15 protein-coding genes are annotated in these 17,110 nt (G+C 68.7%); 7 read left to right on the plus strand and 8 right to left on the minus strand.

Going from position 1 to position 17,110, the window contains the following annotated elements:
• The first annotated feature begins 144 nt into the window (after positions 1 to 144).
• Genes accB through aat form a run of 3 tightly spaced genes read left to right on the plus strand, consistent with a single transcriptional unit; the run spans position 145 to position 2,678 of the window.
• Positions 145 to 639 (plus strand): acetyl-CoA carboxylase biotin carboxyl carrier protein, encoded by a 495-nt coding sequence (gene accB, locus DSD19_RS08365; protein WP_075786100.1) that lies wholly within the window; start codon positions 145 to 147, stop codon positions 637 to 639.
• Positions 640 to 652: 13 nt separating this feature from the next.
• Positions 653 to 2,002: an acetyl-CoA carboxylase biotin carboxylase subunit gene (accC, locus tag DSD19_RS08370; protein ID WP_075786101.1), complete on the plus strand. Its 1,350-nt coding sequence runs from the start codon at positions 653 to 655 to the stop codon at positions 2,000 to 2,002.
• Between the two features lie 31 nt (positions 2,003 to 2,033).
• A complete protein-coding gene (aat, locus tag DSD19_RS08375) occupies positions 2,034 to 2,678 on the plus strand; it encodes a leucyl/phenylalanyl-tRNA--protein transferase (protein ID WP_075787593.1) in 645 nt (214 codons plus the stop codon).
• Here the strand turns inward: aat and DSD19_RS22285 are convergent.
• From DSD19_RS22285 to lepA, 4 genes are all read right to left on the minus strand, one after another.
• Positions 2,642 to 3,202: a DUF2155 domain-containing protein gene (locus tag DSD19_RS22285; protein ID WP_237399830.1), complete on the minus strand. Its 561-nt coding sequence runs from the start codon at positions 3,200 to 3,202 to the stop codon at positions 2,642 to 2,644. The genes aat and DSD19_RS22285 overlap by 37 nt on opposite strands.
• Positions 3,199 to 3,711, minus strand: a complete 513-nt coding sequence (gene mlaD / locus DSD19_RS08385) for an outer membrane lipid asymmetry maintenance protein MlaD (protein ID WP_075786102.1) — start codon at positions 3,709 to 3,711, stop codon at positions 3,199 to 3,201. The genes DSD19_RS22285 and mlaD overlap by 4 nt, the downstream gene beginning before the upstream one ends.
• A gap of 7 nt (positions 3,712 to 3,718) precedes the next feature.
• The gene (locus DSD19_RS08390; RefSeq protein ID WP_113669250.1) at positions 3,719 to 4,102 is read right to left on the minus strand and encodes an NADH:ubiquinone oxidoreductase subunit NDUFA12; all 384 of its coding nucleotides are present in this window, start codon (positions 4,100 to 4,102) and stop codon (positions 3,719 to 3,721) included.
• Between the two features lie 141 nt (positions 4,103 to 4,243).
• Positions 4,244 to 6,046 carry a translation elongation factor 4 gene (gene lepA / locus DSD19_RS08395; RefSeq protein ID WP_075786104.1) on the minus strand — a complete coding sequence of 601 codons (1,803 nt, stop codon included), beginning with the start codon at positions 6,044 to 6,046 and terminating at the stop codon, positions 4,244 to 4,246.
• A 243-nt stretch (positions 6,047 to 6,289) separates the two neighbouring features.
• On the opposite strand from lepA, the gene DSD19_RS21760 reads away from it, so the two are divergent.
• The 4 genes from DSD19_RS21760 to DSD19_RS08415 are packed head-to-tail and all read left to right on the plus strand — an operon-like array spanning position 6,290 to position 9,898.
• Entirely contained in the window at positions 6,290 to 7,432 is a 1,143-nt protein-coding gene (locus DSD19_RS21760; protein WP_165828089.1) for a hypothetical protein, read from the plus strand.
• Positions 7,433 to 7,486: 54 nt separating this feature from the next.
• The gene (locus tag DSD19_RS08405) at positions 7,487 to 7,816 is read left to right on the plus strand and encodes an acylphosphatase (RefSeq protein ID WP_113669251.1); all 330 of its coding nucleotides are present in this window, start codon (positions 7,487 to 7,489) and stop codon (positions 7,814 to 7,816) included.
• 12 nt (positions 7,817 to 7,828) lie between these two features.
• Positions 7,829 to 9,157 (plus strand): hypothetical protein, encoded by a 1,329-nt coding sequence (locus DSD19_RS08410; RefSeq protein ID WP_371412558.1) that lies wholly within the window; start codon positions 7,829 to 7,831, stop codon positions 9,155 to 9,157.
• A gap of 3 nt (positions 9,158 to 9,160) precedes the next feature.
• Positions 9,161 to 9,898, plus strand: a complete 738-nt coding sequence (locus DSD19_RS08415) for a hypothetical protein (protein ID WP_113669252.1) — start codon at positions 9,161 to 9,163, stop codon at positions 9,896 to 9,898.
• Between the two features lie 569 nt (positions 9,899 to 10,467).
• Here DSD19_RS08415 and DSD19_RS08420 read toward each other — a convergent pair.
• The 4 genes from DSD19_RS08420 to glgC are packed head-to-tail and all read right to left on the minus strand — an operon-like array spanning position 10,468 to position 17,103.
• Positions 10,468 to 12,324 (minus strand): 4-alpha-glucanotransferase, encoded by a 1,857-nt coding sequence (locus tag DSD19_RS08420; RefSeq protein WP_243627830.1) that lies wholly within the window; start codon positions 12,322 to 12,324, stop codon positions 10,468 to 10,470.
• On the minus strand, positions 12,321 to 14,417 hold the full coding sequence (glgX, locus tag DSD19_RS08425) for a glycogen debranching protein GlgX (RefSeq protein WP_113669253.1): 2,097 nt from the start codon (positions 14,415 to 14,417) through the stop codon (positions 12,321 to 12,323). The genes DSD19_RS08420 and glgX overlap by 4 nt, the downstream gene beginning before the upstream one ends.
• Positions 14,414 to 15,844, minus strand: a complete 1,431-nt coding sequence (glgA, locus tag DSD19_RS08430) for a glycogen synthase GlgA (protein ID WP_113669254.1) — start codon at positions 15,842 to 15,844, stop codon at positions 14,414 to 14,416. Before glgA ends, glgX begins: the two co-directional genes overlap by 4 nt.
• A complete protein-coding gene (gene glgC, locus DSD19_RS08435; protein ID WP_113669255.1) occupies positions 15,841 to 17,103 on the minus strand; it encodes a glucose-1-phosphate adenylyltransferase in 1,263 nt (420 codons plus the stop codon). The genes glgA and glgC overlap by 4 nt, the downstream gene beginning before the upstream one ends.
• Between the last annotated feature and the right edge of the window lie 7 nt (positions 17,104 to 17,110).

Here is a 17,110-nt window from a genome sequence, read left to right on the forward strand (position 1 = left end):
CGCCCGCGGCGCCCGGGGGCCGGGCGGACCGCGAAAACCGGCCGCACCGCCTTTCCATGGGGTTTTCCCTCGCGTATAAGCGCCCCAATTCTTACCGCGGCCCCGCCCCCGGGCCTGGGGCCGCGCGACCGATCGAGGACAGGCATGACCAAGACTTCCCACGAGGCGGACGTCGCCTTCATCCAGGCGCTGGCCGAGCTGCTGCGCGAACACGACCTGACCGAACTTCAGGTCAAGCGCGAATATGGCGAGGACGACTCGCTGGATGTACGGGTATCGCGCTCGCAGCCGGCCCCCGTCGTTGCGCACGCCCCGGCGATGCCGATGTCCGCCTACGCCCCTGCCCCCGCCGCGGCCGCTCCCGGCGCCACCGTCGAGGTCAGCGTCGAGGACCCCGCCCAGCATCCGGGCGCTGTCACCTCGCCGATGGTCGGTACCGCCTATCTGCAGCCCGAGCCGGGATCGGACGCCTTCGTCAAGGTCGGCGACACGGTGACCGAGGGCCAGACGCTGCTGATCGTCGAGGCGATGAAGACGATGAACCACATTCCCGCCCCCCGCGCCGGGACCGTCAAGCGCATCCTGATCGAGGATTCAGCGCCGGTCGAATACGGCACGCCGCTGATGATCCTCGAGTAGGGCCCGGCGGATCATGTTCGACAAGATCCTCATCGCCAACCGCGGAGAGATCGCGCTTCGCGTGATCCGGGCCTGCCGCGAAATGGGTATTCACTCGGTCGCGGTGCATTCCACCGCCGATGCCGATGCCATGCATGTGCGCATGGCCGACGAAAGCGTCTGCATCGGACCGCCGCCCGGCACCGAAAGCTATCTGTCCATTCCCTCGATCATTTCGGCCTGCGAGATCACCGGCGCGCAGGCGATCCATCCCGGCTACGGCTTCCTGTCCGAGAATGCCCGCTTCGTGCAGATCGTCGAGGACCACGGCCTCACCTTCATCGGCCCCTCGGCCGAACATATCCGGATGATGGGCGACAAGATCACCGCCAAGGAGACCATGAAGGCGCTGGGCGTGCCCTGCGTGCCCGGGTCCGACGGCGGGGTGCCCGATCTCGAGACGGCGAAGACGGTCGCGGCCGAAATCGGCTATCCGGTCATCATCAAGGCCACCGCCGGCGGCGGCGGGCGCGGCATGAAGCTCGCGAAGACCGCCGAGGATCTGGAGCAGGCCTTCCAGACCGCGCGGGCCGAGGCCAAGTCCGCCTTCGGCAATGACGAGGTCTATATCGAGAAATATCTCGGGCGGCCCCGCCATATCGAGATCCAGGTCTTCGGCGACGGCAAGGGCAATGCCGTGCATCTGGGCGAACGCGACTGCTCGCTGCAGCGCCGCCACCAGAAGGTTCTGGAAGAAGCCCCCGGCCCCGTAATCGACCCCGAGACCCGCGCCCGCATCGGCAAGGTCTGCGCCGACGCCGTGGCCCGGATCGGCTATTCCGGCGCCGGGACCATCGAGTTTCTCTATGAGGATGGCGAGTTCTACTTCATCGAGATGAACACCCGTCTTCAGGTCGAACACCCGGTCACCGAGGCGATCTTCGGCGTCGATCTGGTGCGCGAACAGATCCGCGTGGCCGAGGGCCTGCCGCTGTCCTTCGGCCAGGACGACCTGCAGCTGAACGGCCATGCGGTCGAGGTGCGGATCAATGCCGAACGGCTGCCGAACTTCGCGCCCTGCCCCGGCAAGATCACCGCCTATCACGCCCCGGGCGGGCTGGGCGTGCGGATGGATTCGGCGCTTTACGACGGCTATTCGATCCCGCCCTATTACGACAGCCTGATCGGCAAGCTGATCGTCCACGGGCGCGACCGGACCGAGGCTCTGGCCCGTCTGGACCGCGCGCTGGGCGAGCTGATCGTCGACGGGATCGAGACCACCGCGCCGCTGTTCCGGGCGCTGCTGATGGAACCGGACATCCAGCGCGGAAATTACAATATCCACTGGCTGGAACGCTGGCTGGAGTCCGGACCCGAACTCTGACCGGCGCGCCCCCGGCCACGGGAGCGCGATGATGGATGCCGAACGTCTGACGCCACTGACCCTGCTCAGGGCCTATGCCATGGGGATCTTCCCCATGGCCGAGTCGCGTCACGATCCGCGCATCTTCTGGGTCAATCCGCGCAAGCGCGGCATCTTCCCGCTCGAGGGCTTCCATATCTCGAAAAGCCTCGCCCGCACGATCCGCCGGGGCCGGTTCGAGATCCGCGTCGATACCGCCTTCGAGGGCGTGGTGCAGGGCTGCGCCAGCCGCGCCGAGACCTGGATCAACGACGAAATCTACCGGCTCTACCGGCAGCTTTTCGAGCTGGGCCATGCCCATACGATAGAGGTCTGGCAGAACGAGGAACTCGTGGGCGGGGTCTACGGCGTCACGCTGGGCGCGGCCTTCTTCGGCGAAAGCATGTTCTCGCGCCGCACCGACGCCTCGAAGGTCGCGCTGGCCTATCTGGTCGACCGGCTCAGGATCGGAGGGTTCACGCTCTTCGACACGCAGTTCCTGACCGACCATCTGGCCAGCCTCGGCGCCATCGAGATCGAGCGCGACGACTATCTGTCACGGCTGGAACGCGCCGTGAACCGGGGGGCGAATTTCGACCGGGCGGGGCCGCTCCCCGCGCCTCAGCTGCTTTTGCAGCGCAGCACCCAGACGTCGTAGCGCGAATTGTCGAGAGGGTTCAGCGCCGGGCTCGACGCGATCATCCAGCCGGAAAACAGGTGGCTGTTCCGGGTCGGGTCGGAAATGTCGAGAAAGGCAAAGGCGTCCGAGGCCGGGTTATCGGCCGGAAAGCGGCATTCGTCCAGCGTCACAGTCAGCCGCCAGACACGACCGGTCTCGCCCGGCGCCAGCGTCAGATCGACCGTGTCGCCCGAGAGCTTGTCGAGCCCGCGCAGCACGGCGCCCATCGGTGCCGTGTCGGTCACCGCGGCGGTCCGGGTCTCGGTCCGGTGCTCCTGCATCACCAGCGGGTCGGGGCGGCTCACCAGCGGCAGCGGGCGGCCCGCCAGCTGGGTCTGATCGAGCCCGAGCCCCTCCATCATCTCGTCGGCATGGGGCATGTCCTCCAGCGGCTCGACCGACCAGCCATCCGGGGTCCAGCCGTCGGGGCTCCACTGTTGCTGGGCCACCGAGGGCAGCGCCGCCAGCGCCAGACAGGAGGCCGCCAGCGCCGCGCGCATCATTGCCCGGCATCCCCGCCCGTGGCGGCGGCGTCATCCCCGGTATCGGCCGCGCCCGACCCGCCGCTGCCGCCGACGAATTTCATCAGCAGCGAAATCAGGCCGACCGCGCCTTGGGTGTCGTAGACCTCTGCGCCCGGTTCCAGGTTGAAGGGCGAGCCGCCCGGCACCAGTTCGAGGAAGGTCCCGCCCAGAAGCCCTTCCGATGCGACTGCGGCGGTGCTGTCATCGGGGATCTCGATCCCGGTCTTCACCGAAAAACGGGTATCGGCCCGGAAGGTCTGCGGGTTCAGGTCAAGCGCGGTCACGGTGCCGACCTTGACCCCGGCCAGCCGCACATCGGTGCCCACCGCCACCCCCTCGGCCGAGCGGAAGCTGGCCGTCAGTTCGTAATGATCCTGGGCGGCACTGCCGATCATGCCCGTCGCGTTCGAGGCATAGACGAAAAAGCCTGCGGCCACCGCCAGCACGGCGGCGCCGGTCAGGATTTCGGTCGCGCTGTTCTCTGCCATGTCGTGCCTATTCCGGTTGCCAGGCCTCGTAATCGCGCCGCGGCTCGGGCTCGGGCCGACGGATCGAGCCCGGGGGCGCATAGGCCAGCGGCGTGCCTGTCAGGTTTTCCTTGTGGGGCTTTTCCCAGGCCTTGTGCGGCAGCGGCGCCTCGGTCGGGGGCGCGTCATAGGTGTGGTGCAGCCAGCCATGCCATTCGGGCGAAATCCGGCTTGCCTCGACCTCGCCGTTATAGATCACCCAGCGCCGCTTGCCGTCCTTCGAGCGGTAGAAGACGTTGCCCTGCCCGTCCTCGCCGATCTTCTGGCCATTGCGCGCGGTCCAGAGCCGGGTGTTCACGGTCTGCCCGTTCCACCAGGTCACGTAGCTGAGAAAACTGTCGACCACGCCCATGCGTCCCTCCTGACCGGTTTGGAATTGGTATGGCCCAAGTCGGGGCCAAGGTCCAGTGCCAGGGCCGGGCCTCACGCAGTCGGCACCGCGCCCCGCGGTCGCGCTCTCCAGGGGGCGACCGCAAAGGGCCGCCTTCCGGGCTCAGTTGTCCATCTTCAGCGCGTTGATGAAGGCCTGCTGCGGGATCTCGACCTTGCCGAACTGGCGCATCTTCTTCTTCCCGGCCTTCTGCTTTTCCAGCAGCTTCTTTTTCCGCGTCGCGTCGCCGCCGTAGCATTTCGCGGTCACGTCCTTGCGCAGCGCCGCGATCGTCTCGCGCGCGATCACCCGGCCGCCGATCGCCGCCTGGATCGGGATCTTGAACATGTGGCGCGGGATCAGCTCCTTCAGCTTCTCGCACATCGCCCGGCCGCGCAGATCGGCCCGGTCGCGATGGACCATCACCGACAGCGCATCGACCGGCTCGTCATTGACAAGGATCTGCATCTTCACGAGGTAATCCTCGCGATAGCCCGAGATCTGGTAATCGAAGCTGGCATAGCCCTTGGTCACCGACTTGAGCCGGTCGTAGAAGTCGAACACCACCTCATTGAGCGGCAGATCGTAGACCGCCATCGCGCGCGATCCCGCATAGGTCAGGTCCAGCTGCTCGCCCCGGCGGTCCTGGCAGAGCTTCAGCACATCGCCCAGAAACTCGTCCGGCACCAGGATCGTCGCCTTGATCCGCGGCTCTTCGATATGATCGACATAGGTCAGGTCGGGCATGTCGGCGGGGTTGTGCAGCTCGCGCACCTCGCCATCCTTCATGTGGATCTTGTAGATCACCGAGGGCGCCGTGGTGATCAGGTCGATCCCGTATTCCCGCTCCAGCCGGTCGCGCACGACCTCAAGGTGCAAAAGCCCCAGGAACCCGCAGCGGAAGCCGAAGCCCAGCGCCGCCGAGGTCTCCATCTCGGAGGTGAAGCTCGCATCGTTCAGCGCCAGTTTCTCGATCGCGTCGCGCAGATCGTCGAAATCGTTGGTATCGACCGGGAAAAGCCCGCAGAACACCACCGGCTGGCTGGGCTTGAAGCCCGGAAGCGGCGTCTCGCAGCCCTTCTTCTCGGTCGTCACCGTGTCGCCGACGCGGGTGTCGCGGACCTGCTTGATCGAGGCGGTCAGGAAGCCGATCTCGCCCGGGCCCAGTTCGTCGACGCTCTGCATCGCGGGCCGGAAGACGCCGATCCGGTCGACCGGATAGACACCGCCCGTCTTCATCATGCGGATGCGGTCACCCTTCTTCAGCACGCCGTCAATGATCCGCACCAGAACCACCACGCCCAGATAGGCATCGTAATAGCTGTCAACCAGCAGCGCCTTCAGCGGCTTCGTCGGATCGCCCTCATGAGGCGGCGGCAGCCGGGTGACGATGGCTTCCAGCACGTCCGGGATGCCAAGCCCGGTCTTGGCCGAGATCCGGATCGCGTTCGAGGCGTCGATGCCGATCACATCCTCGATCTGCTCGGCCACCCGCTCGGGCTCGGAGGCGGGCAGGTCGATCTTGTTCAGGACCGGGACGATCTCGTGATCGGCCTCGATGGCGGTATAGACATTGGCCAGTGTCTGCGCCTCGACGCCCTGCGTCGCATCGACGACCAGCAGCGAGCCCTCGACCGCGCGCATCGACCGGCTGACCTCATAGGCGAAGTCCACATGGCCGGGGGTGTCGATCAGGTTCAGCACATAGGTCTGGCCGTCCTTCGCGGGATATTCGATCCGGACGGTGTTGGCCTTGATGGTGATGCCGCGCTCGCGCTCGATATCCATCGAGTCGAGCAACTGCTCCTTCATGTCGCGTTCGGCGACGGTGCCGGTCAGCTGGATCAGCCGGTCGGCAAGGGTCGATTTCCCGTGGTCGATATGGGCCACGATGGAGAAGTTGCGGATGTATCTGAGCTCGGTCATGCGGGCGGATATGCGGTGGATTTCAGAGCCGGTCAATGGGCTGTTTCAGGGATGCCCTCCGGGCGGGCCGGGGCCGGGGAGAGAGCGGTGCGAAGGCCAGATATACCACGTCCCGGCGGAAACGCACGCGGGGTGTTGGGGTGGGGGCAGGTGCAGGGTGCGGAGCCTGACGCAAAGGCCGCACTTGCCTGCCTTGATCGGGCGGCGGGTGAACCGCAGACTGCGCCGGAAGGGGAGGGGTGGATGCCGATTACCGACCGCGAGAGTGCCAGGGCCTGGCTGGAGGGCCAGCCGCATCAGGTTCAGGTCGCCTTTGCCGCGCGTTGCGCACTGCGCGCGTTGCCCGCGATCATGAATGACAAGGATGCGGCACTTCGCGGACTTGCGCTTCCCGCGCTGCGCGCCATCCTGACTTCGGGAGTTGCGGGCACATGTCCAATTCCCGAAGTCATGCGGGCCGCCGCCGACGCCTCCTCCTCCGCCTACGCCTCCGCCAACGCCGCCAACGCCGCCGCCCCCTCCTCCTCCGCCGCCGCCAACGCCTCCTCCTCCGCCTACGCCGCCTCCTCCTCCGCCAACACCGCCGCCCCCTCCTCCGCCTACGCCGCCGCCTCCGCCGCCAACGCCGCCTACGCCGCCGCCGACGCCTCCTCCGCGGCCGCCGACGCCGCCGCCGCCACCTCCGCCGCCTACGCCGCCGCCTCCGCCGACGCCGCCATGTCGAGTGGCGAAGGCGAGTCCGTGGATGTGTTCCTCCGGCCGCTCTGGCCGGGCGGCGCCCTGCCCGAAGGGCTGGCGCGGCAGCATGAGAAACTCCGCTCATTCTGGAAGGATGCTGCGCCCGTCTGGACCTTCTGGCAGAGCTGGTACGAGGACATGCTGGCAGGCCGCCCCGTCGACTGGGATTTCCTTCGGCAGGTCGTGCTGCTTCCCGATGAGGACTGGAAAAGGGGCGCGGCACATATCGCGCGCCTCATCGAAAAGCTCCGCGCAAAGCGTGATCTGCAAGGCAGTATCGAGGATCTCGAACAAGACCTGACTGGCACCGCGTCATCCCGCCTGGGCCTCGGCGGGAACAATCCGCCGGAACCGCTCGATCAGGACAGCCAACTGCCCGCGGGACTCCTGATCGTCTGGGCGCCGCTTCAGGAGCTGAAGGAAGAGGCCGAAAAGCAAGCGCCCGATCCGGCCAGACTGCGCAAGGCAACCGATGCCCTGATCCTTGCCCTCGCAGAGATCGCGACATGGTGCGGCCGAAAGCTGGATCGGGCCACCGACAAAGCCATCGACTGGGGCGTTCCGGCAGGGCTGGGGTATCTGGTCTTGCATCAGGACAAGATCCGCGCGGTCATCGAGGCGGCCGAAGCCTTCCTGAAGCTTCCCTGAGCCCTGGGAAGGGCGCCTGCCCGCCCTACCCCTTTCGAGGACAGGAAGGCCGACATGACCGAGCTCACCAGCATCCGCCTTCGCGTCACCGGCCACGTGCAAGGCGTGGGGTTTCGCGCCTGGACCCAAGGCCGCGCCGAAAATCTGGGCCTCAGCGGCCGGGGGCGCAATGCCGCCGATGGCAGCGTCGAGGCCTGGGTCTCGGGGTCTGCCGGGGCGGTGGCGGATCTGGTCGAGGCGCTTGGCCACGGCCCCGCCGCCGCGCGGGTCGCCTCGGTCGAGACCGGACCGGCCGATGCGGCCTCCGCCGCCGCCGCCGGACCCGGCTTTCGCATCCTGCGCCGAGCGGTTTACGCCCTATATGGTCTCTGCGTCGCCTCTTGAAAGGATTGCTTTGTGACACGTTCGCCCGACACGGACCTCGACACAGGCCTCGACACAGGCCCCGGCCCCGCAGAGGCCCCCCGCGACACGGCCCAGCATGCGCGCGAATTGGCCGGACACCTCGCCTGGCTCGACAGCTTTACCGGCGTGGCGCTTGGCGTTCTGGCGGCGGCCTCGGGGATCTACACCTATATCGGCGTGCGCTCGCTGCTCGATGACAGCGGCGCCTGGACGACTTTCGCGGCACTTGCCTATTCTCTGGCGGTCTCGGTCGCGATCTTCGTCTTCTGGACCTACATGATGCGCCTGCTGCCCGCGATGCGAAGCGCCGCGTCGCGGACGGGATTGCTGCTGTCGATGGGCCTGGGTTGTGTGGCGATCATCGCGATGTCGTCCTGGCTGAATGCGGCGGCGCTGGCAGGCGCGGCGGCGGTGGAACAGCACCTGGCCCATACGGTGCAGGACTATCAGGCCGCGCTGGAACGCACCCATGCCAACACCATCGCGGGCCAGAGCCTGTCGCGGGACGTCGCGCGGGTGCGCGCCAGTTTCGAGACCCTCTCCGATCAGGAAGAGGGCGGCAACCTGTCGGGCCTTGCCGGGCGCGGCGCGGTGTTCCGCATCCTGACCCAGAAGGCGGCGGAACTGGCCGCGCTCGAGGACCAGATCGCAGGCCAGGGCCGTGCCGTCGAAGAGGCCTTCGCCGAGGGCAATGCGATCCTCAGCCGGATGCGCGCGCTGACCGTTCAGGCGGGCGCCGTCGAGAACCGGTCGCTGCTGTTCTCGGAAGAGGCGGTGCGGCTTTCGGGGATCGTGGCGCGCCTGCGCCAGCTGAACGCCGCGCCCCTGGTCGTGCGCGCGGCGGGCGATCTGCGCGACTCGGTCGTCCTGCCCACGCTGGATGCCGGTTCCGCCCTCGGGCGCCAGTCGCAGGAGGCCACCATCGCCTCGGTGCTGCAGGCGCTTCGCGACCGGGCCGACACGCTGGAGGCCGCCGCCACCGAGGTCGCCACCCGCCCGGAACCGGCCGAGGTCGAATACACGCCCCTCTCGGCCGCCGACGCGGTCATCCGCTATGCGGGGAATTTCGTGCCCTCCTGGGCGGGCGCCATCGCCATCGACCTGTTGCCGGGCGTTCTGGTCTTCATCCTAATGGTCACGCATCAGGCCATCCGGACCAGCCGGGGCGTCAGCGCCCTGCAGGACACGATGACGGTGGCCGAGCTGCGCGCCGCGATCGAGGCCGCGCGCGCGCTGGGGCTGGACGACCGGGCCGCACCCGCCCCCGGCGCCAGCGACCTGACACGGCCGAAGCCCGTTCCGGTCAGGGGGGCGGAGTAGCCGATGGACGACACGCAGCCGTCCTCCGCGCGTGGCCTGCGCCGGGCGATCCTGGCCGTTCTCGCGGTGCAGGCGGGCATCGCGGCCCTTCTTGTCGCCATCGATCTCGTTTCAGTCGTTCCAAGGCCGGGGGTTTCTCCGGGGTCCGCAGGTCCGTCGGTGCGCCCCTATGTCCCCGATCGCCACCCGGCCGGTCCCGACGCGCCGCGCGGACGCCCCATGGCCGAACGGCTTGCCTTCGAGGGAACCGGCGACCGGCTGAACGTCTCGGGCCAGATCGCACCGGGCGATGCCGAACGCGTGGCCCAGGAGTTGTCCCGGCGGTCTGAGGCTGGTGAACCGGTCCGTATCGTCAATCTCGACAGCACGGGCGGTTCGGTTCGGGACGCGCTGGCCATCGGCCGCGAGCTGCGCGAGCGCGAGATCGACACCGGGGTTGCCGACGGCGCGATCTGTTTTTCGGCCTGTCCCTATATCTTCGCCGGCGGGGTCGAGCGGACGGTGGCCCAAGGCGGCCGCCTTGGCGTGCACCAGCACTATTTCGGCGAGAACACCTTCCTGCCCGCCTTCATGGCCGTCAACGACATCCAGCGCGGACAGGCCGAGGTCATGGCGCATCTGCGGGCCATGGGCATCGACCCCGCCCTGCTGGAACCCGCGATGCGCACGCCTCCCGGCGAAATCTACATCCTCGACCGGCAGGAACTGGTCGAGTTCCGGCTGGTGACCTCGGACGACTAGCCGACCCCGGCCCGTCCATGGCGACAGGCCCTGCCTCCGCCTTGCCCGGGGCTTCGCGCCCCGGTCCCGGATCGCCCCGCCGGACATCGTCTGCGCCTCGGAGGGCTGGTGAAGCGGAACTCCGGGCCGCGGAGCGAATGCCGGACGTTTCGACGGGCAGAGCAGGCCGAACGGTGTGAGGCCACAATACGCCGCCGGGCCGTCTTCGGCGGGGCCACGGGCCGGGCCGAGCCGAGCCGAGCCGAGCCGAGCCGAGCCGAGCCGAGCCGAGCCGAGCCGAGCCGAGCCGAGCCGAGCCGAGCCGAGCCGAGGAGGTTGTGGCGGACCTGCGGCCTTCGCAACAGATCCATAGGCCGGGGTTCAGGTCCCGTCCGCCGCCCTCCGGGTCAGGGTGCCATCCGGCCGACCGGCCTTGTCGATGACCGGGACGCGGGGTGCGATGCCCCCGCCAGCCCGGCCGTGGTCCCGATCCGCCCTCCGGCACGATGTCGACCTTGTCCGTCACGCGGTGCCGCATCGTCCTTGTCGCGCCTCCGCGTGACCGACCCACCGCGTGCCGTCGACGGGCCTCAACGCCCGGCACGTGCCATGATCTGGGCCGCGCGCTGGACCGGCTCGCACTCTGCCAGATCGGCGGCCCCCGGACCGATCCGGCGGCGCCAGTTGGGGTGGCTGTCGACGGTGCCGGGCAGGTTGGCCTGTTCGGTCGCCCCAAGCATGTCCTCGACCTGCAACGCCACCAGCCGGGCGGGACTTGCCGCCAGTGCCGCATGCAGGGCATCGACCCCGACCCCGCCCGACCACACGCTCAGCGCCTGCGCCTGCCCCGCGCGCGCGGTCCTCAGGGCCTCGGCGCGGTCGGGCGGGATATGGCCAAGCCTGAGATGCCAGTCTATGTCGCGCCCCGCGCCCCAGGCGGCGAAGGGCGGCAGATCGTGGCTGCCGAAACTGCCCAGCACCGGCTCGGGCCAAGACCCAGGATCGGTGTCGAACATCGCCAGCCGACAGCCCAGAAGCCCCGAGGCCGCCAGATCCTCGCGCAGCCCCTCGGGCACATTGCCCAGATCCTCGCCAACAATGACCGCCCCGGCCCGCGCCGCCTCGATCCGCGCGACCGCCAGAAGTGCCGCGCGCGGCATCTTCACATAGCCCCCCGGCGCGCCCCCTTCGGGCACCCAGAAGGTGCGCTCGAAGCCAAGGATATGGTCGATCCGCAAGAGCCCGGCGAACCGCAACTGGGCGCGCAGGATCTCGGCCAGCGGGCGGAAGCCGCGCGCGGCCAGCGCGCCGGGCACCATGGGTGCCAGCCCCCAGCTTTGCCCCTGCGGCGCGAAGGCGTCGGGCGGCGCGCCCAGCGAGACCCCTTGCGCGAAAAGCCCCGGATCGGCCCAGGTCTCGGCCCCGCCCGGATGGGTTCCGACCGCCAGGTCCAGATACAGCCCCTGCGCCATCCCCGCCGCCTGCGCTGCGGCGCGGACCCGGTCGAGCTGGCCCTCGGCCTGAAGCTGCAGCCAGAGATGGAAGGCGACCGCCTCGGCATTCTCGGCGGCGAAGCGACGCGTGGCCGGGCTGTCGGGGCTGCGATACTCGGCGGGCCAGTCGGGCCAGTAGGGACCGAACCGGTCGGCCAGCGCCTGATGCAACGCGAAGCGGTCCAGATCGGCACCGCAGGCCGCCCTGCGGCACGCGGCCAGCGTGTCCGCATCGAGACCGGCGAAGACCGCGCGCAGCGCCGCCATCCGCGCGGCGATGGCGCCGGGATAGTCCACCAGATCGCCGCCCGCCTGCGTTCCCTCGCCGGGCACCGCCAGATGGGCCACGTTGAAGCGGCGGCGGCTGGAGGGCGAATAGGGGCTGATCGCGCGCGGATCGGTCGGAAAGCCCGCATGGATCGGGTTGATACCGACAAAGCCCGCGCCAAGCCCGCCAAGCCCCGCCACCGCCCTGGCCAGATCGGCATAATCGCCAAGCCCGCCGGTGGCCGCATCGCGCAGCCCGTACAGCGGCAGCACGACGCCCCAACCGCGCTCGGGCAGAGGCAGCGCGGGGGGCGCCGCCAGCAAGGTGGTCGTCTGGCCGACCGAGACCAGCCGGTGAATGCCCAGCGGCAGCGCGGGCAACGGATCCTCCGCACGGCCCTCGATCAGCCCGCCGGTCTCAAGCTCGATCCGCCACTCGGCCGGAACGCTCAGCACCGGGGCCGTGCCCTCGGTCACGACCAGCCAGTCGGGCAGCACACGGTCCGCCCGCGCGGCTTCGAACGCGGCCAGCGTCCCGGTCGCCTCGGCCTCGGTCGCGGCGGGCAGTCCCATCGCGGCCAGCAGGGCCTGCGCGGTCTCCGGCAGGGTCTCGCGCTCGGTGCCTGTCAGGTCGCGATAGACCGGCAGCAGACCGGCCGCCTGCGCCAGAACGGCCAGAGCGGTCAAACCGGCTGCTCCTCTTCCAGCACCAGAACCGCCACGGCCTCGGCGGGCATCTGGAAATGGCCCTCGACCGGCTCGGGCGCCAGATCGGGGCGCGAGCTGTCCAGATGCAGGCTCCAGACCTGGCCCTCGGGCGCGTCGGGCACCGTGACCTCGACCGCCTCGCCCGCGTTGAAGACCGCGACGATCGCGTATTCCAGCGCGGCATAGGGCGGCGTGCCCGAGGCGGTGCGCAACTCGACCACCAGAAGCCGCAGCTCGGGGTCTTCCCAGTCGGCCCGGCACATCGGCGCGCCGTCGGCGCGGCGCCAGAACAGATCCTCGATGCCGTCAAGCGCGCGTTCGCGCGAATGCAGGAACAGCTTCTGCCGCAGGATCGGGTGCGCCTTGCGGAAGGCGATGCATTTCGCGGTGAAGGCCAGAAAGGCGTCGTCGGCGCCCTGCCAGTCGACCCAGGCGGTGGCGTTGTCCTGGCAATAGGCGTTGTTGTTGCCGTGCTGGGTATGGCCGATCTCGTCGCCCGCAAGGATCATCGGCACGCCCTGGCTGAGAAACAGCGTCGCCATCATGTTGCGCCGCCGCTGCGCCCGGGCCGCGGTCACGGCCGGATCGGTGCTGGGCCCCTCGACGCCCATATTGTCGGAATAGTTCGCCGAATGGCCGTCGCGATTGTCCTCGCCATTGGCCTCGTTATGCTTGTCGTTGTAGCTGACCACATCCATCAGCGTGAAGCCGTCATGGGCGGTCAGCAGGTTCACGCTGGAGGTCGCGGGACGACCCGAATGGTCGAATTGCGGCGCCGAGCCCATCAGCCGCGCCGCCAGATCCGGCACCCGCCCCGGATCGCGGCGCCAGAACCGCCGCACCCCGTCGCGGAACCGGTCGTTCCATTCGGAAAAGGGCGGCGGGAAGGCGCCCAGCTGATAGCCGCCCGGGCCGATATCCCAGGGTTCGGCGATCAGCTTGACCCGGGCCAGGACCGGGTCCTGCCGCATTGCCTGAAAGATCGCGGCATTGGGGTCGAACCCTCCCGGCCCCCGCCCCAGCGTCGCCGCCAGATCGAAGCGGAAGCCGTCCACATGCATCGTCTCGACCCAGTAGCGCAGGCTGTCCATCACCATCCGCAGCACCATCGGATGGCCGGTATTCAGCGTATTGCCGCAGCCGGTGTCGTTGACGTAATAGCGCCGGTCGTCGGCCAGCCGGTAATAGCTGGCATTGTCGATGCCGCGAAACGACAGCGTCGGCCCCATCTCGTTGCCTTCGCAGGTGTGGTTGTAGACCACATCCAGCAGCACCTCGATCCCGGCCGAATGCAGCCGCGCCACCGTCCGCTGGAACTCGGCGATATCGCCGGTTTCCATGTAACGGGGATCGGGGGCGAAGAAGGCCAGCGTCTGGTAGCCCCAGTAATTCGTCAGCCCCTTCTCGACCAGAAAGCGGTCGTTGAGGAAGGCCTGCACCGGCAAAAGCTCGATCGCGGTGATGCCGAGGCGGCGCAGATGGTCCAGCATCGGCTCCGAGGCCAGCGCGCGAAACGTGCCCGGTGCGTGCAGCCGGGGGTGGCGACAGGTCAGGCCCTTGACATGGGCCTCGTAGATCACCGTTTCCGACATCGGCGTCGCGGGCGGCGCGTCGTCGCCCCAGTCGGTGGCCGGCGCCACCACGATCGAGCGCGGCGCATAGGGGGCGCTGTCGCGCGTATCGAAGCTGAGATCGGCCCGGGCCGCGCCGACCTCATAGCCCATCAGCGCGTCGTGCCAGCGCGGCTGGCGCGAGATCCGCCGGGCATAGGGATCGACCAGAAGCTTGTTGGGGTTGAAGCGGTGACCCTGGTCGGGATGGTAGGGACCCGAGATGCGATAGCCGTAATGCTGGCCCGGCTGCAGCCCGTCGATCCGGCCGTGCCAGACATGGTGGGTGCGTTCGGGCAGGTCGATATTGGCAAGCTCGGTGCGGCCGGTTTCGTCGAAGAGGCACAGCGACACCCGGCTGGCATGTTCCGAGAAGATCGCGAAATTGACGCCCTCGCCATCGTATCGGGCGCCAAGCGCGTTTGGGCAACCGGCGGTGATCGTGGTGGGCAGCGTCGTCATGGGGCGGAAACGATCTCTCGGAAGAGGCGGGCATAGGCGGCGGCAGAGCCCTGCCAGCCCACGGGCGCGCGCATCGCGTTGCGCTGAAGTTTCGCGAAAAGCTCGGCATCGGCGTGAAGATCGCACAGCCGGTCAAGCGCGACCGACAGCGCCTCGGCGGTGACCGGCGCGAACTGGATGCCGGTGGCCACGCCCGCCGCCAGCGCCGCCGGATTGGCGTCGATCACGGTATCGGCCAGCCCGCCGGTGCGGGCCACGACCGGAATGGTGCCATAGCGCAGCCCGTACATCTGGGTCAGGCCGCAGGGCTCGAAGCGCGAGGGCAAGAGGATCGCGTCGCCCCCCGCGATCAGCCGGTGGGCCAGCGCCTCGTCATAGCCGATCCGGACCGCGACGCCCTCGTGCCGGGCCGCGGCCGAGCGCCAGGCCTGTTCAAGGGGCGGCTCGCCCGAACCCAGCAGCGCCAGCCGCCCGCCCCGCGCCACCAGATCGGGCAGCGCCTGCAACAGCAGATCGAGCCCCTTCTGCCCGGTCAGCCGCGAGACCACCACGCAAAGCGGCCCCGGTCCGTCGCTCAGGCCCATTTCCTCAAGCAGCGCCGTGCGCGCCCTGGCCTTGCCGCGCGGCTGCCTGAAGCGCACCGCATGGGGGTCGGTCGCAGGGTCCCAGTCGGCCTCGTCGATGCCGTTCAGGATGCCCAGCACATCGCCCCCCCGCGCCCGGATCACGCCGTCGAGCCCGCCGCCGAATTCGGGCGTTCTCAGCTCGCGCGCATAGGTCGGGCTGACGGTCGTCACCTTCCAGGCATAGACCAGCCCCGCCTTCAGCGCAGAAACCTGACCATAGAACTCCATCCCGCCGGGATGAAAGGCCCAGCCCGGCAGCCCCAGCGCGGCCATCCGCTGGGCGGGCATCAGCCCGTGAAAGGCGATGTTGTGGACCGTCATCACGGTCGGCAGATCGACGCTGCGCGCCTTCAGGTAAAGCGGCACCAGACCCGCCTGCCAGTCATGGCACTGGATCAGGTCGGGGCGCCAGTCGCCCGCACCTTCGGCCCCGATCTGCGCCCCCATCCACGAAAGCGCGCCGAAGCGGATATCGTTGTCGGGCCAGTCGCTGCCGCCGCCATCGAGATAGGGCCCGCCGGGCCGGTCATAAAGATGCGCGGCCTCCAGCACGTAAAGCTCGAGCCCGGCATGGCGGGCGAAGTAAAGCCGCGCCGGACCGCCGAAGAAATCAGGGCTTTCCCAGACCGTCTCGGCCGCGTCGGCCCTGGCCAGCACCGCCGGATAGCCGGGGATCAGCACCCGCATCTCGACCCCTTCGGCCTTCAGCGCCCCGGGCAGCGCCCCCGCCACATCCGCAAGCCCCCCGGTCTTGACCAGCGGCACGCATTCGGACGCGACAGACAGGACGCGCAGGCTCATGCGCCCGCCCTCCGGTCCAGCATCGACTGGGTTATCAGGGTGATCCCGCCCTCGGTCACGCGGAACCATTTGGCATCCTCTTCCGGGTCCTCGCCGACGACCAGCCCCTGCGGGATCACGACGCCGCGGTCGATCACCACGTTCTTCAGGCGCGCGCGCCGGCCGACCTCGACATAGGGCAGCACCACCGCATGGTCGAGCACCGCGTAGGAGTTGGTGTGGACCATCGTGAACAGCAGCGAATTGCGCACCTCGGTGCCCGAGATGACGCAGCCGCCCGAGATCATCGAGGAGACCGCAGACCCGCGCCGGTCTTCCTCGTCATGGACGAACTTGGCGGGCGGGACCGATTCCGAATAGGTCCAGATCGGCCAGCTCTTGTCCCAGAGATTGAGATCGGGGGTAAAGTCGGTCAGGTCGATATTGGCCTTCCAGAAGGCGTCGATTGTGCCGACGTCGCGCCAGTAGGCGGGCGAATCCGCGCGATCCTTGACGCAGGACGAGGTGAAGCGATGCGCCATCGCCTTGCCGCCCTTGACGATGCCGGGGATCAGGTCGCTGCCGAAATCGTGGCTGGAGCCGGGGTTATCGGCATCCTCGATCAGCAGCGCGCGCAGGAATTTCCAGTCGAAGACATAGATCCCCATCGACACCAGGCATTGCTCGGGATCGCCCGGCATCCCCGGCGGGTCCTTCGGCTTTTCGATGAACTCGACGATCCGGTCGGTCTCGTCCACCTTCATCACCCCGAAGGCCGAGCCGTCCTGGCGCGGCACGGTCAGACACCCCACCGTCACGTCGGCGCCCGTCTCGACATGGTGGCGCAGCATGATTTCGTAATCCATCTTGTAGATGTGATCGCCCGCGAGGATCAGCACGTAATCGACGCCATAGCTGTCGACGATGTCGATATTCTGGGTCACCGCATCGGCCGTGCCCTGATACCACAGGCTTTCCGAGACCCGCTGGCTGGCCGGAAGGATGTCGAGATACTCGTTGCGCTCGGCCCGGAAGAAGTTCCAGCCGCGCTGGCAGTGGCGGATCAGCGAATGCGCCTTGTACTGGGTCGCGACCGCCATCTTGCGGATGCCCGAATTCAGCGCGTTGGACAGCGCGAAGTCGATGATCCGGGTCTTGCCGCCAAAATAGACCGCGGGCTTGGCCCGCATGTCGGTCAGCTCGTTCAGCCGGCTGCCGCGGCCGCCCGCCAGAACGAAGGCCATGCTGCGCCCCGCGAGCCTGCTGTAACGCGTCTCCATCGTTCCC

The organism is Rhodovulum sp. BSW8, from assembly GCF_003314725.1.
Lineage (GTDB): Bacteria > Pseudomonadota > Alphaproteobacteria > Rhodobacterales > Rhodobacteraceae > Rhodovulum > Rhodovulum visakhapatnamense.